Genomic DNA, 15,599 nt, shown 5'->3' with positions numbered 1-15,599 from the left:
TTTTTCCTCCTCACGCATTTCTGCTCTCCCAAATACCCCTGCCCCTATGGCCGGCTTCGGCAAAGCCGTGCCATCTGAGATGGAATTTCACGATCCTGGTCTTGCCGCCGCCGAGGCCCGCACCTGCCACAGCAAATTGCGACTGGGTAAAGGTGACGAAGGGCTGGCCGTGCGAAAGCGCTTCCATGGCGGTTAGCCCATGGTTGCCGAGTTGCGCCCCGCCGACCAGGCAGGCGACGAGAGCGGCGACGGCCGCAAATCGCAGGCTATACGCCTGCGGCAAAAAGGGCTGACCGTTCTCGACGGCATGGCGGGCGATAACCAGGGTTGCTAGCGATACATAGATCAGCAGGTTGATCGCCGCGAAGATCTGGAAGCCACGCGCACGGTCGCCCTCGGCGGCAAAAACCATGGCCGCGGCACAAATACCTGCCAGGGCGACGTAGGGTGCGATAATCTGCACCGGCAGTTTGCGCTGCCCCTGATCACCCTTCGGAGTGATGCGGAAATCCACGAACGAACCGGTCACGTGATCACGCGCGGCGGCGAGGCTGCCCGCAAGCGACCAAGGCCAGCGCAACAGGATGAAGACCACCCCTTCCCAGCCGAAGAGCTTTGCATCGTACGGCCGGAACGTGCCAGACGCACGCCAGAAGATGGCGAAGACCGTCAGTACGATCGAAAGCGGCAGAGAATGCAGCAAGAATGCCGGATAGGTGACGTTGGCGAAAACATGGCCCGTGAGCAGTGCTGCGACCGGCAGCAGGAACATCACTGCCATGAAAGTCGAAAACAGCGGATACCAGAGCTGCGAAAACAGGAACTGAAACTTCAACTTCAGCGGCAGCCGGGCGACATGCCGGCCAGAATGCTGCAGGAGGATGGTGACCAGGCTCCGCGACCACTGGAACTCCTGCACCGCCAGATCGGCAAAGGTCGCCGGCCCGTCGCCATGGGCGATGGCATTGACCGCGTGGACCCCGCGCCAGCCGCCTGCATTCATCATCAGCGTGGTCGAATGGTCTTCTGCAAGCTCGGGGCCGAGCCCGCCGATCTTTCTCAGGGCTGCCGTTCGAACGGCATAGTGCGAGCCGATGCAGAGCGGTGCCCAGCCGTTGTTGTATCCGGCCTGCAGTGAACCATGCAGGCTCGCTTCCGCATAGAGCCTGCCACGGGCGGCCCAGCTTTCGGCGGCATTGGCATCGCAGATGCTGGGCGCCGAGACATAGCCGACTTCGGGATCTGAGAAGGGTCGCAGGACTTCGCGAAGATAGGTCGGCGTCGGCACATGATCGGCATCGAACTGGGCGACGAAATCATAACGGTCATAGCCGAAGTGATCATAGAAATAGGCGAGATTGCCTTCCTTGCAGCGCGTGCGGCGCGGCCAGGTGGAGCGGTGATATTCGCTCACGCCTTTGCGGGATGAGATCATGATGCCATGCTGCCCGCACCATCTCCTCGTCTCCTCGGACGGATCTTCGTCGGCGAGCCAGATATCGAACTCGACGCCCTTCTGATCGAGCATCGCAAGAAGCGTTTTGCGCACGACGGCGAAAGGTTCCGACGGCGCTTTGGTGACCACCATGGCGACCCGTCCCCTCGGCAGGTCGGCGGACGATCTGACCTGCTTTGCATCGAGGAAGATCAGTATGAAATAGGCCGGAATCAGGGTGACCCAGGCAAGGATGAGGGTGACGAGCAGAAATGCCGGCCATGAAACAACGTGCGCGGGCTGAGCCCACCAGAGCCAGAAGTAGGCGAGCGCTGCCAGCCAGGAGGCGATGCCAAGACCATAGGCAGCTCGATTCCAACCGGCAAAGACGGGCTCGAACATCTCGGGTTTGGCGGCAGAAGACTGAGGTATGCGGGTGATTTCGGCTCTGGTGTTCATGCGATCACCTCCAGTCCGAAAGTCGGGCCGGCCGTGCGGATGATTGTGTCGATATCCGAAAGCACAGGCATGAAATCCAGCTCCAGGCGAGCCTTTTTCGTATCGGCGAAAAGCGCAGGCGGATCACCCGCGCGGCGCGGCTGACAACGGATCGGCACCCTGCGGCCGGTCTTTCGTTTGACAGCATTGAGGATCTCGCCGACCGACGTGCCGCGGCCGGAGCCCAGATTGAGGCTCAAGGAATTGCCGCCAACGAGAAGATGGCGAACGGCGGCAAGATGCGCTTCGGCAAGATCGCTGACATGGATGTAATCCCTGACGCAGGTGCCGTCTTCCGTCGAATAGTCGGTGCCGAAAATGTCGAGGCTCTCGATCCGCCCGCTTGCGGCGAGAAGCGCGCGCGGGATCAGATGGGTTTCAGGATAGTGCCGCTCGGCAAGCTGGCCTTCCGAATCGGCGCCGGCCGCATTGAAATAGCGAAGTGCGGCGAAGCGGATGCCATAAGCGGCGGCATAATCCTCCAAGGCCATTTCGAAGATCAGCTTGGTCCTGCCATAGGGGTTGACCGGCTGTTGCGGCGTTTTCTCGCCGATCGGCAGCATTTCCGGAATGCCGTAGGTCGCGCAGCTGCTGGAAAAGACGATCCTGTCGATATTGCAATCGAGACAGGCGTCCAGCAGTGACAGGCTGCCGATGACATTGTTGCGGTAATAGATGCTCGGCTTTTCGACGGACTCACCGACATAGGCGTTAGCGCCGCAATGGATGATACAATCCGGCGCATACTCGGCCATGACGTGGCGCAGCCTTGCCCCGTCGCCGATATCTGCCTGGATTAGCGGTCCCCACCGGACGCTGTCGATATGTCCGGTGGAAAGATTGTCATAGGTGACCGGAACCATGCCGGCACGCGCAAGCGCCTTGCAGATGTGGCTGCCGATGAAGCCGGCGCCACCCGTAACCAGGATGTAGCGGGGCATCTCATACGGCCTCCGCCACTTCCTTGCCGGCAAGCAGCGCATCGAAATAGGCTATCGTACGCTTGAGCCCGGTCTTCAGCTCCGTCGTCGGCCACCAATTCAACTCTTCTCTCGCTTTGGAAATATCCGGACGGCGCTGCTGCGGATCGTCCGCCACGGCCGGCAGGTAAACAATGCGCGAGCGCGAATTGGTCAGATCAAGGACGATTTCGGCCAAATCCCGCACAGTGATCTCCACCGGATTGCCGAGATTGATCGGACCGACGCAGTGTTCGCCGGCATCGGCGAAACGCAGGAAACCAGCGACGAGATCGTCGACATAGCAGAAGGAGCGGGTCTGCCGGCCATCACCGTAGATCGTTATGTCGGTGTTGGAGAGCGCCTGGACGATGAAATTGGATACGACGCGTCCGTCATCAAGGCGCATACGCGGCCCATAGGTGTTGAAGATCCGGCCAACCTTGATATCGACGCCATACTTGCGGTGGTAATCGAAAAACAGGGTTTCGGCTGACCGCTTGCCCTCGTCATAGCAGCCGCGCGGGCCGATTGGGTTGACATTGCCGAAATAGGTTTCGCGCTGCGGGTTCTCGTGCGGATCCCCATAGACTTCCGAAGTCGAGGACTGGACGACCGTTGCGCCGCAGCGACGCGCTGCATCAAGCGTATTGACGGCTCCAAGCACATTGGTCAGTAAGGTGCCGACGGGATCACGCTGATAGTCCGGCGGCGAGGCTGGCGAGGCAAAGTTGAAGATGATGGAAGCCTCGACGTCATAGGGCTGGCGCACGTCATGTTCCAAAAGCCGAAAGCGGACGTTCTGCAGCAGATGCTCGATATTGAAATGGCGGCCGGTGTAGAAATTGTCGAGACAGATGACCTGATGGCCGCGCTCGAGAAGTCGCTCGCAAAGATGGGAACCCAAGAAGCCGGCGCCTCCGTTGACCAGCACGGTTTCTGACCGCTGCCGTGGTGATCCGAATGCAGATCCTGAATATCCTTCTGTGGGAATGAAACTACGCATTACAAACTCCTTCCCAAGTCGTGTGGTCTTTCTTAGACCCTTCTATACTTTAGGCTCCCTCTTCTTCCGCCTCCATAACTTCAACGTGAAGTGGCGTTAACGAATAACCATCCCAGTTATTCTTCGAAAAATTGCACCTATGGTCGAAATGATAGGAGGATATCAGGGAAGGTCAACTTCAAAACACGGGAGCAATTCTAAATAGCTACAGTATTAAACTTAGGAATTCGCTTGATTAATCCTTCTCTATGACTATGGTGCCATGCTTTCCGTCCGGCCGCTCCAGCTTCAGTCAATGAAGCCGATGTATGGAGTTTGTCGGACATTTGTGTTCGAGGGCGCGTCGCTATTGCCCTGACGATAGAGGGGTTCTTCAATGACGACTCGTGACCGCATGCATGGTCGAGTGCCATGCAGTTTCAGCTCTCTGGCTTCGGCTGCGACGATTGTTCTTTCAGCCATAGGACCGATGTCATGCGCGGTCGTCGATACGGCGATCGTGGGAAGCACGGAGAAGAGTGTCCTTGTAGCAAGCGTGCCGCATGCCGCGAAGGACTTCGCCTATTCCTCCGAACCGAAGACCGCCTCGGCTAGAGTGACCGCCGCGGTCTATCCCGGTTCCGGGCCATACATCTGCTCACCGAGCGGTTTCGGCCAGAAATCACGCTGCTTTGCTCGCTCGTCCCGGATGGATTGATGGTCTAGTGCGGCCACCTGCCGGAGAGATCGCCGCTGTCCGACGTATCGTTGAAGAAACGTGAGGCCGCTTCCGTGCGATTTCTCACATTCATCTTCTTATAGATATTGCGGACGTGGACCTTAACCGTGTTTTCGGACAGGTGAAGCTTGTCGGCAATGATCTTGTTCTGCGTGCCCTTGCAGATGAGGTCGAGGATCTGCACCTCGCGCGTGGTCAGAGCCGCCATGCTGTTGCGGCGAAGCTTCAGCGCATTGGCACGCGCTGCGTCGACGGACTTCGTCTGGTATAGCGAGGGCTCAAGTTGTGCCGTCGCGCGATTGGACAGGCGACCTAGAAGTGCGGATGGAAAATGCTCGCCGCCCTTCATCAGCAGGTCGATTGCCGCCATGAAGACATCCAGCCGCAGATTGAGCGGAAGGACGCCATCGACGACGCGCGCTTCGACAAGACGGCTGATATAGGGTTCCATCATGTCGATAGCTTCGACGACAAGGCCGATGGATGCGTCCGGACGGCTTTCACGAACGACCTGCAGCGCATCGTGCAACTCGGCGCCGGCGACATGATAGAAAAGAACAAGCCGCATGTCTTGAATATCCTTCTCGGATATGGACTGCGCGCTCGATACGCTTACGACATCGAAATTCGGGAATTTCTTTGCCAATGCCTCAACCATGCATTCGGAGAACAAGTCCGCCTTAGCGATTACCAGGACTGTTTCTCCGTTCGGGCTCAGTCTTCTTGCCTGATCCGAATTTCCTACTTCCGACCCAACCATGAACATATACGCCTCCCCTAGCGCTACACTTTACAAAACTCGGAGCATCTACTCCCATTGGCGCGATGGCGGGTATTACATGCCGACGAACATTGCCCCTAGGCATGTGACCGCCTTATCTTTTAGGCATTTCTTAATTATGGTAATATGAATTACGAAGGAAAGAAATGGCCCAAATGGGTTAGTTGTCACAAAGTTATATTTATTTTTTGCCACTTTATGGTTGTATTTCAGACAAGAAACATACCAGCGGGCGGTATTTCAACTAAATCACGATATAAAGCCGCGTGTATTAGTTCGAGACATACGAAAGCAACGTCGTAATGGACAGATGATATTTCAAAATAAGAGAGAGAACCTTACGGGCTTAACTTCGCTATATCGCTATCATTCGAAGCAGCCTGATTCCGAGGTACGAAGTGCTGTCCCGAATTCGTACACAGCTTCACCGGGTCTGCGATCCGGCGCGGCTTAATCAGTGTGCTGAAGCCGCCTCTCGGATGCCTTAGCCCGAATTGATATCTATCGGGACCCATTTTTTTCCATCAGTCTGCGATAGTCGCCCAAGCGGTGACGTGAAAATCAAGTATCGGCATGTGTTTTTGATACTTGGTCTTCTTTCGAGGAAACTCAAAAAGAAGTTCGACTGTCTTGCTCGCGCTCATATCGAGTCCGGGACCGGATCTGTGCGTCTTTGTACTGAGTAGGCACTATCCCAATACAGAATTTGGCCAACAAATCGCGATAATCTGCAGGTGAAAAGGTACCAAGTACATCTGCCCATATTAGCGCAATGGAGCAAGCGCGAGCAAAGATCCCATTTGAGATGAGAGGGACTTCGAAAGCTGCTCCAGTTTTTTTCTGGAGGGAACTGTAATGCCTTATGATTCCAAGGGTTCGGATGACGACACCGTCAAGGTGGGCGCTTTGGCCGATGGCTTTTCCAGCGCCATAAACTCGACCGAAATCGATGACGATTCCACAGGTTACGTCGGCGGTATCGCCAATGGCGACAATCGCAATAACACCGACAACAGCACGGACGTCAACGTCAATGCCGACGTGGACGTGAAGGCCGACAACGGCGACAACCGCGACAATGAATACGACTGGTCCTACAAGTCGGACGACGACACCAAGACGACCACCATAAATGACAACGACACAACCACCACCACGAAGTCGGACTACGACTGGAGCTACGATTCCAAGTCTTACAGTGACAACGATACTACAACGATCAGCGACAACGACACGTTCACCAAGACCGACACTGACATTAAGACGGTCACGGATACCAAGACGACCAGCGACAGCTTCAACAAGACGGACACGGATTTTGCCGTCGTCGATGATGTCAAGGACTTCGGAAACCTCGGCGTTGCCGGCCACGACCTTACCTTTGACATCGGCGATGACTTCTCCTTCACCCTCGATGTCGACAGCATTCTCAACAATTCGCTGAACGGCGAGGGCAACGACACCGGTTTCAGCATCGTCCAGGCGAACCATCTCGCAGATCAGGATCAGGCCTGGAATGTCAGGATGGACAACGCCGGTGCTCAGAATCATCTGAATGCGGATGCCGGCACCGCTCATGGTGCTGACGGCGTCGATATGGACGGCAAGAGCTGGGATCTCAAGACAGGCGACGACGTCGCAGGCACTTCGACGGCAGATGCTTCCGCGATCCTTGCCAACTCGGGCTTCCATCTGGAGCTCGTGCAGGGCGCCAACATGCTCAGCAATACAGTCGACTCCAGTGTCATCGGCGGCAACTCGCATGTTTCCGATGTCGGCGACGACAGCAGCGGACACTAACCTCCTAGACCAAGAAAGGACTGCACCGGCCTCGGCCGGTGCAGTTTGAATGCTTGCGTGCGAATTGACGAACAGCGCGGCTCGCCCAGAAAGACGCCGCATGGCCGGTCGTTTCTTCGATAGGGAGGGCCAAGGCAATGCAAATCGAGAAATTCTCAGAAATCATCGCCCATTTCATCGGTATATTCGAAACGACGACCGAAGAAATGAGGCTGCGCGCGGAGCTGACCGAGGGCACGGGTCCTGCGGAAAATGATCCGGCGCTAGACGATCTGGTCAACAGCACTCCCGCCTTCGCTTCCGATCTCATGCTCAAAGACTACGATCCCGACGTCGACTACAGAAGTGTGAGCTATGATATCCTCTACGGCAGTCCCCATCGGTTCGGCCGTCCCTTCGAGGAAAGCCTCGAAAAGCTCTCCGAAATCGCCCACCGCGACGTGCCGCTGCCCCGGTTCGGCAGCCCGCAGGACATTGATGTCGAAGCCGAGGAAAAGCTGGAAGTTTTCAATGGTCCCGGCTCGGCGAGCGGATACGCCACGCAAATAAACATGCTCGATGACGGTGATTTCCTCGACATGACGAATGGCCACCATGCCTCCCGTGATACGAGCTTCGTCACCGAACGGCTGGCCGAGTTCAGTGCAGATGCCGAAATCTTCACTCCCTTTGCCAGCCTGCAACGGACCGACACTTTCGAAGGTGTCAAGCAAACTGCCGATGAGATGGAAGCCTATATTCGGGCGGTAAAGGATTCCGGGCGAGCCTCGATCGGAACGACCGAACCGCCGGCAGACAATCCAAATAATCAGGCCCATGATTTCGTGCTGGCGGGTGACGAGATCTCCGGAACCTATATGAACAGCAAGCTTGTTTCCGAGGTTTCGGCGCTCAATGACTTGCTGCCGGACCGTGATCTTGCCAAACCGCCCGAAGATCCAGACGAAAGCCAGGCATCCGTCGAGCAGCATGACCCAGCTTCAAATAGCCTGGAGGTCACCGCTGGCGCGAACCTGCTCGCGAACATAGCTTCCGTCGTCACCACTGCAGTAATCTCCCCCGTCACGGCTGTCATGGGTGACCATCACCAGATCGACGCCATCACACAGGTCTATGTCTACAGCGACAACGACGACATCGCCTCCGTATTCCATTCCTCGGCCGATGGCGCAGAGAGTGCCGGTGTCTCCGCCTATAATATTGCAAGCTTCGAACGCAGCACTTTCCAACACGACCAATCCCTGACAATCGTCGATGCTCAAGGCGATCCCATCTTTCCAACGGCCTGGCGTGTCAGCGTCATCGATGGTGACATCTCCTTCGTAAACTGGGTCGAGCAATATCATTTCGTCAGCGACAACGACACGATGATCGTCACGACGAGCGGTTCGGAGACGACGGTTCTGACCGGTGGCAATACGACACTGAACTTTTCGTCGTTTTTCCAGATGAGTTCGCAGTACGATCTGGTGATCGTCGGTGGCAGTGTCTACGACATCAACAGCATCACACAGATTTCGCTTCTCTACGACAACGACTGGGCTCGCGCCGAAGACGGCGTGGACGGCAATGCCACCATCCAGTCCGGCAACAATCTCATCTGGAATTTTGCCGCGATCCACAATGTCGGGGCTGCCGACCGGTTCGAAACCATGCCGGACTATATGCACGAGGCGGAGAAGGGAATCCAGGAGCGTGATCCGACAATGCCCGAAGGCTTGTCCAACGATCTCAACTTCCAGGGCTACATCGGCCTGAATGTTCTCTACATCACCGGCAATCTTTTCGACATGACGATCATTAAGCAGGTCGCAGTCCTTGGAGATTCCGACGACGTAACCCAGGCCGCAGCCGAGCTTCTTAAGGATAACCGGGACGCCGTGGTCACGATCGATACGGGAAGCAATACCATCGCCAATATCGCTGAAATCATCGACTACGACAGCTTCGGCAGTACCACCTATGTTGCCGGTCAGCTCTATTCCGACGCTATTCTCATTCAGGGTGGGATCATCGAACACGATACCACCCAGCCCGAAATGGCGGGCCAGAAACTGGCCAATGAAGTCATCGCCTTCCTCAATGACGATGACGCCCACGACAGTGCGGACAGCGGCGACGGCATCATCAACGGCGGGCACGACCTTTCATGGTCTTCCGCCCACCCGTCTGACGTCATGCAAGCCGTGGTCGCGTGACCGACGTATCCTGGGAGAGGCCGCGATGAACCAGATCTCAAATTCAAAGCAAACTTTTGCCGATGGCAGCGTACTCGACCTGCGCGCAAACAAGCCTTCCTCAAGGGAGCCGGCTGCCGAGGACTTTCTGACGCAAACCTGCATTTCGGTGATCGACGATGCGGTCGGCCGTCTTCGCAGATTGTCGGGCAAGCCGAAGACCGATTCTCAAGAGGTCGAGGTTGTTGACGCGGAGAAAATAGATGGAGCGCAAGCCGTCATGCCTGTCACACAGCCCGAACCGAAGCCGGCGGCGGTGGCAATACCCCTCGTCGATCCGATAGAGCGAAAAGCAAAATCGCAGCCCATTGAAGAAATGCGGGCACCGGCGGGGCCGGAAATCGAAGCACGGCGCACGCCCGAAGACACTACCGAACTCAAGGTCAATCCTGATATTCCTTTCGCCAAGACGATCGATGGCGACAGCGGCCCCGTGAAGGAGAATGAGCGCCGCCTGCGTTCCGGCGGTGACGGTGGCAGCAAGGATCCGGATTTCGCCGGTGGTGGCGGGGGCGGTGGTGGCGGAAGCAGCGGCTTTCACAAACGCAGCGAGCCGGTGAATTTTGCGTTGAGCCTTTCGCACGGTATCGCCGTCATAAGGCGCAACCTCGCAATCGTCATGGTCTTCACCATCGCGATCAACGTGCTCCTGCTGGCAATCCCGCTCTACCTCTTCCAGATTTCCGACCGTGTGCTGACGAGCCGTTCGATCGATACGCTGGTTATGCTTTCAATCGTGGTGGTGGGAGCCGTTCTCTTACAGGCCTTCCTCGATTCCGTCCGGCGCTTCGTTCTGATGCGGACTGCCGTCGAACTGGAAGTCCAGCTGGGCGCCCCGATCCTCAGTGCGGCCGCACGCGCCTCGCTGCATGGAAGCGGCAAGGATTACCAAATCCTGCAGGACCTTCAGCTTCTGCGAAGCTTCCTGACGTCAGGCACGCTGATTGCCTTTCTCGATGCACCGTTGATGCCGCTCTTCGTGATCGTGGTCTATCTGGTGCATCCGCATCTCGGCATCATCATCATGACCTGCTGTGCGGTGCTATTTATGATCGCTTTCCTGAACCAGAAGTTCACGGCCAAACAGTTTGCCGAGTCCAACAGCTATCTCAGCCGCGCGAACTTCCATCTCGATTCCATGTCGCGTAACTCGCAGATCATCAACGCGCTCGCCATGATTCCCGAGGCGGTGAAGATGTGGGGCAGGGAAACCGCCGGCTCGCTGAAATCCCACGTACAGGCGCAGGATCGCAACATCATGTTCACGGGCGTTTCCAAAGCCTGCCGCATGATCACTCAGGTCGGACTTCTCGGCTGGGGCGCGCATCTGTCACTCTCAGGAGAGCTGACCGGCGGCATGGTCATCGCAGCTTCGATCATTTCCGGCCGCGCGCTGGCGCCGATCGAAGGGGCAATCGAAGGCTGGCATCAGTTCAACCGGTCGGCCGCCGCCTATGGTCGCATCAAGAACCTGCTGCTTACCTCGCCGCTCAACTTCCCGCGTCTGCGCCTTCCCAATCCGGAAGGGCGGCTCGATGTGGAGCGGGTCCTTTTCGTTCCGCCGCCGCAGAAGAAAGTGATCCTGAACGGTATCTCCTTCTCGCTGAGGAAGGGTGAATCGCTGGCGATCATCGGCAATTCCGGTTCCGGAAAGACGACGCTCGGCAAGATGCTGGTAGGCTCGATCCTGCCGACCTCCGGCAATGTGCGCTTGGACCTCATGGATCTGCGCAACTGGGACCAGCGACAGTTCGGCGAAAGCATCGGCTATCTGCCGCAAGATGTGCAGCTCTTTCCAGGTACCATCAAGGCCAATATCTGCCGAATGCGCGATGACGTCGAAGACCGGCAGATATACGAGGCAGCCGTCCTGGCCGACGTGCATGAACTGATCGCAGGCTTTCCCCAGGGCTACGAGACCGTCGTCGCAGCCGATGGCGCGCCGCTTTCGGGCGGCCAGAAGCAGCGCATCGCATTGGCCCGCGCCTTCTTCGGCGATCCGAAATTCGTCGTGCTCGACGAGCCCAATTCCAACCTCGACACTCAGGGCGAAGCCGCGCTGGCTAAAGCGCTAATCCACGCCAAGAAACAGGGAATCACGACTGTCACGATCACACAGCGCCCGGCACTTCTGCAATGCGTGGACAAGATCATGGTTCTCAAGGACGGCACGGTCGCGATGTTCGGCGAGCGCATGGAAGTCCTGCAGGCGCTCTCCAAGGGTAACGGTCGCAACGAACAGCAGACATCGCATATCGAAAGGTGACGGCAATGCGAAAAAAGAAACAGGAAGGAGCCGGCCCGGGACAGCTCGAATGGTATGACGACGTCCCACGCTCCATCCGTTCCCACAGCCTTGTTGGCCTGACAGTACTTTTCGCTTCATTCGGCGGTTTCGGATATTGGGCGGCAACCGCGCCGCTTGCCTCGGCAATCATCGCCCAGGGCAGCTTCGTTGCGACCGGCAACAATAAGGTCGTCCAGCATCTTGAAGGCGGCATCATCAAGGAAATGATGGTCGGCGAGGGAGCAAGCGTCAAGGAGGGCGATGTGCTGCTGACGCTCGACCAGACGGCTGCCCTGACCAACGAACGTATGCTGAACTTAAGGCGCCTGCGCCTGGAAGCTGTCGTGGCGCGGCTGAGAGCCGAAGCCCAGGGAACGCATGAGCTCAAACTCCCTGATACCGTGATGGAACAGGCAAGTGATCCCGACGTCAACGCCATCATCCAAAGCCAGAACGTTGTTTTCCATAGCAAGCGTGTCAAGCTCGAAGAGCAACTCAACCTCATCGAGAAGAACATCAAGTCGCTGGAATACCGCTTCGAGGGCTACAAGGGTCAGCGCGAATCTTTCGAACGGCAATTGGCACTCCTGTCGGACGAGCGCGATTCCAAGGAGCGGCTCGTCAAGGTCGGCTATATGCGCAAGACCGATCTTCTAGCAATCGAACGCGCCATTGCCGATGCTATGGGCGACATTTCCCGCCTGAACGGCGAGCTGAATGAGAGCGAGGCGGAAATCGCCAAGTTCCGCCAGGAAGCGGTCATCGCCGTCAACTCCAACAAGCAAGCGGCACTCGATGCACTGGAGACGGCTGAATCCGACCTCGACGGCGTTCGCGAACAAGCACGGGAGGCATCCGGCGTTCTGGAACGCACAACCATCCGCTCGCCTGTCACAGGTACTGTGGTGCGCTCCTACTATCATACGGCCGGCGGCGTCATCACCACTGGAAAGCCAATCATGGAGATCCTGCCGGCGCATGTGCCGCTGATCCTGGAGGCGCAGGTATTGCGTACTTCCATCGATCAGTTGCACGAGGGACAGACGGCCGCGATCCGCCTGACCGCCCTCAATAGACGCACCACACCGGTTCTGGAAGGAAAGGTCTTCTATGTTTCGGCAGATTCCGTCGAGGAAAATGCCGGCTTATCCGTAAAGGACGTGTACATCGTGCGCGTGCAGATTCCGGACTCGGAAATCGCCCGTGTTCACAACTTCCACCCGGTTCCCGGCATGCCGGCCGAAGTGCTGCTCCAGACCTCGGAACGCACCTTCTTCGAATATCTGAGCAAGCCGGTTGTCGACAGCATGTCGCGCGCCTTCAAGGAGCGTTAAGTTCAGAAATTTCCGAAGCGTTCAACGAAATGATCTGATATAGTTCATGTATTATCGGCCTTGATCTGAAGGAGTTCAGCATGCCGGCCATGTCAGATGTCTTATTGAGTGTTGGCCGGCTAAACTATGTCTGGACGAATACAGAAAGCCTTCTGATCTATATTATCGCCCACCTTCTCAAGGTGGAGAAGGATGCGGCGATCGTGGTTTTCCTGACGCTTAATACGACGCGCGCGCGCATAGATCTCGTCGAGCGCCTCGCAAAGCTTCCTTCGACGCCAGCTGCGGACCGCAAGGCAGTTCTCTCCGCCATGTCGCGCCTGAAGAAGGAATCAAAGATGCGCAACAAATACAATCATTGCATCTATTCCTTCGATGAGAAGGGCGAAATCTCAAGCACGCAGCTCATGCGCCTCGTCGAGGACGATAAGGAAATCCGCTACGGCAAGATCGAACAGATGGACGATCGGGAAATGGAGCTTCTGGACAAATCGATTGGCGAAATCGTCAATATCAGCAAGGCGCTCTGGGCTTTCATCCATGCAAGCCCACGGATTGTAGCACTCTAATATTGCGGGCCGAAAACGGCTGCCGTGGGCTAATCCCATTTCGTCTCAAGGAATCACCCGCACGGTTTATTTGAAGATCGATGTTTCCCACTAAACTCGAATCTCCCGAATTGCGTACGGAGTATTGGGAGGGGGCATGCACATCGATATCATTGATACCGTCGCCGGCTTCGACGCGGTTCGCGACAATTGGGATCAGGTTTATCGGGACGATCCAGACGCCCAACATTTTCTCTCCTGGACCTGGCTCAAGGACTTTCTTGGGCATCGCGGCCGCTGGTTCGTCCTGGCGCTGCGCGATCGGAAACCGGGTGCTTCCTATGTCGCCTTTTTGCCGCTGAGATTGCTCACGAAATTCGATGAGCAGAGCGGGCTTTTCTACGATGAAATCGTCATGGGCGGGAATTATTCGGCCGACTATACCGGCCTCATCGTCATGCCCGGCTACGAACAAAAGGCGATCCACGGCTTTGCGGCTTACCTCAGACAGCAGAACTGGACACATCTCCGGCTGGACCATTTCAGCGGGCCGCCGGAACGGCGGGAGAAGATGATCCTGGCGCTGCAGGGGCCGCTCGTCATGTTCCGCGACAGCGCCCCGACCACCCATGACAATATCGACAATACGATCTGTCCGGTCGTCTCTCTACCTGCAAGTTGGGACGACTACCTGGAGCAGAAAATGAGCAGCCAGACACGTCGGAAGCTGCGCCGCTTTATGCGCAAGCTGGATGGCGACGAAGGCTACCGGATCACCATGGCAACGCCTGAGACCATTGACCGAGATCTCGCCATTCTGTTCGATTTCTGGCGCACGCGATGGACGGAGCGCAAAGGGCCGGAGCGGACGGAGCGGCTTATCAATTCCACCCGTGAGATGCTGATGGACTGCTTCAAGAGCGGCACACTCGATGTCCCAGTCTTCTGGTTCGGCGAAAGGCCGCTCGGCGCCCTCGCCAACATCATCGACCATCCGAAAAAGACGATCCTCTTCTATATTACCGGTCGTGACGAGAGCTGGAAGACGCCGTCTTCCGGTCTGGTGCTGCATGGATACTGCATTCGCCGGGCGATCGAAGACGGCTTCCGGTTCTATGATTTCCTGCGCGGAAACGAACCTTACAAATATGTTTTCGGTGCTGACGAGCGTCGGATCAGCTATACGCTCTTCAGGACTCGCGACGGACGCAATCTCGGCGGCGTTCTACATCCCCGCAGCGTCAGCTACGTCTATCAGCAGGCACTCGAAATGTATCGAAAGGGCGAGAGAGGAAAAGCCGAGATCGTCTTCACCCAGGTTCTGCAATCCTCTCCAGGTCATGTCGGTGCCGAATTCGGCCTTGCCAACCTGCTCTTCGACCGAGGAAAGCTGATCGAAGCCCTTGCCTCCTACCAGTCGCTGCTGGAGCGCACCGCCGAACCACTGCCGGTTGCACTTCGCCTTGGAGATACGCAACTGGCCCTGAAACTCTATGGGGACGCGGCCGAAACCTTCCGTCGCATCGGCGAGCAGGCGCCCCATGTGGTGCAGGCCCGTTACAAAGAAGGTGTCGCTCTCATCGCAACACGCCGTCTCACGCAGGCCGAGACAGTTCTTGCGGCGATCCAGGATATCCATACCGACGATCCGGCGGCCATTCCCTATATCCAGCTTGCTTCCGTGGCACTGGAACGTATACGCCAGCATAATGCGGCACTGGCAGCCGATGAACAGATCCCTGAAGGCATGATGGGATCGCCCGGAAAGCGCGGCGGCGAGAAACGTCGCCCCCGTATGCATTAGAGCTTTGTTTTATGCATGTCGTTATCGCAAAAACCGCTGTACGGTTTTGTGCTACCTAATACTGGGGAGAGACGCAAGAAGCTCCTCGACGCTTACGCGGAGGAGCTTTTGTTGAAGCGACTTGAATGGCAAAATATTCAGGTGTCGGTGGTTGCGGGGTCAGGATTTGAACCTGCGGCCTTCAGGTTATGG

Annotated in this window: 10 protein-coding genes; 6 read left to right on the top strand and 4 right to left on the bottom strand. The window is 57.0% G+C overall.

Features of this window, described 5'->3' with window-relative positions; all coding sequences use genetic code 11:
- Positions 1 to 10: 10 nt before the first annotated feature.
- The 4 genes from FHT78_RS15245 to FHT78_RS15230 form a co-directional block, all read right to left on the bottom strand.
- The gene (locus FHT78_RS15245; protein ID WP_183745423.1) at positions 11 to 1,894 is read right to left on the bottom strand and encodes a glycosyltransferase family 2 protein; all 1,884 of its coding nucleotides are present in this window, start codon (positions 1,892 to 1,894) and stop codon (positions 11 to 13) included.
- Positions 1,891 to 2,874 carry a UDP-glucose 4-epimerase GalE gene (galE, locus tag FHT78_RS15240; protein ID WP_183745420.1) on the bottom strand — a complete coding sequence of 328 codons (984 nt, stop codon included), beginning with the start codon at positions 2,872 to 2,874 and terminating at the stop codon, positions 1,891 to 1,893. Before galE ends, FHT78_RS15245 begins: the two co-directional genes overlap by 4 nt.
- A gap of 1 nt (position 2,875) precedes the next feature.
- The gene (locus FHT78_RS15235) at positions 2,876 to 3,898 is read right to left on the bottom strand and encodes a UDP-glucuronic acid decarboxylase family protein (RefSeq protein WP_183745417.1); all 1,023 of its coding nucleotides are present in this window, start codon (positions 3,896 to 3,898) and stop codon (positions 2,876 to 2,878) included.
- Positions 3,899 to 4,599: 701 nt separating this feature from the next.
- Positions 4,600 to 5,382, bottom strand: coding sequence for a response regulator transcription factor (locus FHT78_RS15230; RefSeq protein WP_183745414.1), 783 nt, complete (start codon positions 5,380 to 5,382; stop codon positions 4,600 to 4,602).
- Between the two features lie 870 nt (positions 5,383 to 6,252).
- Here FHT78_RS15230 and FHT78_RS15225 point away from each other — a divergent pair.
- The 6 genes from FHT78_RS15225 to FHT78_RS15200 all read left to right on the top strand — a co-directional run bounded on the left by FHT78_RS15225 (position 6,253) and on the right by FHT78_RS15200 (position 15,407).
- Complete coding sequence (locus FHT78_RS15225; RefSeq protein ID WP_183745411.1) at positions 6,253 to 7,197, top strand: fibrinogen-binding protein; 945 nt, start codon at positions 6,253 to 6,255, stop codon at positions 7,195 to 7,197.
- 137 nt (positions 7,198 to 7,334) lie between these two features.
- On the top strand, positions 7,335 to 9,395 hold the full coding sequence (locus FHT78_RS15220; RefSeq protein ID WP_183745408.1) for a hypothetical protein: 2,061 nt from the start codon (positions 7,335 to 7,337) through the stop codon (positions 9,393 to 9,395).
- A 25-nt stretch (positions 9,396 to 9,420) separates the two neighbouring features.
- Positions 9,421 to 11,700, top strand: a complete 2,280-nt coding sequence (locus FHT78_RS15215; protein ID WP_183745405.1) for a type I secretion system permease/ATPase — start codon at positions 9,421 to 9,423, stop codon at positions 11,698 to 11,700.
- A 5-nt stretch (positions 11,701 to 11,705) separates the two neighbouring features.
- Entirely contained in the window at positions 11,706 to 13,055 is a 1,350-nt protein-coding gene (locus FHT78_RS15210) for an HlyD family type I secretion periplasmic adaptor subunit (RefSeq protein ID WP_183745402.1), read from the top strand.
- An 80-nt stretch (positions 13,056 to 13,135) separates the two neighbouring features.
- The gene (locus FHT78_RS15205; RefSeq protein ID WP_183745400.1) at positions 13,136 to 13,624 is read left to right on the top strand and encodes a hypothetical protein; all 489 of its coding nucleotides are present in this window, start codon (positions 13,136 to 13,138) and stop codon (positions 13,622 to 13,624) included.
- Between the two features lie 136 nt (positions 13,625 to 13,760).
- Entirely contained in the window at positions 13,761 to 15,407 is a 1,647-nt protein-coding gene (locus FHT78_RS15200) for a GNAT family N-acetyltransferase (protein WP_183745397.1), read from the top strand.
- Positions 15,408 to 15,599 lie beyond the last annotated feature (192 nt).

It is taken from the genome of Rhizobium sp. BK196, assembly GCF_014193255.1.
In the GTDB taxonomy this organism is placed as follows: Bacteria; Pseudomonadota; Alphaproteobacteria; order Rhizobiales; family Rhizobiaceae; genus Rhizobium.
Note: the sequence above shows the minus strand (reverse complement) of the source record. Positions and strands in the feature narration are given on the sequence as shown.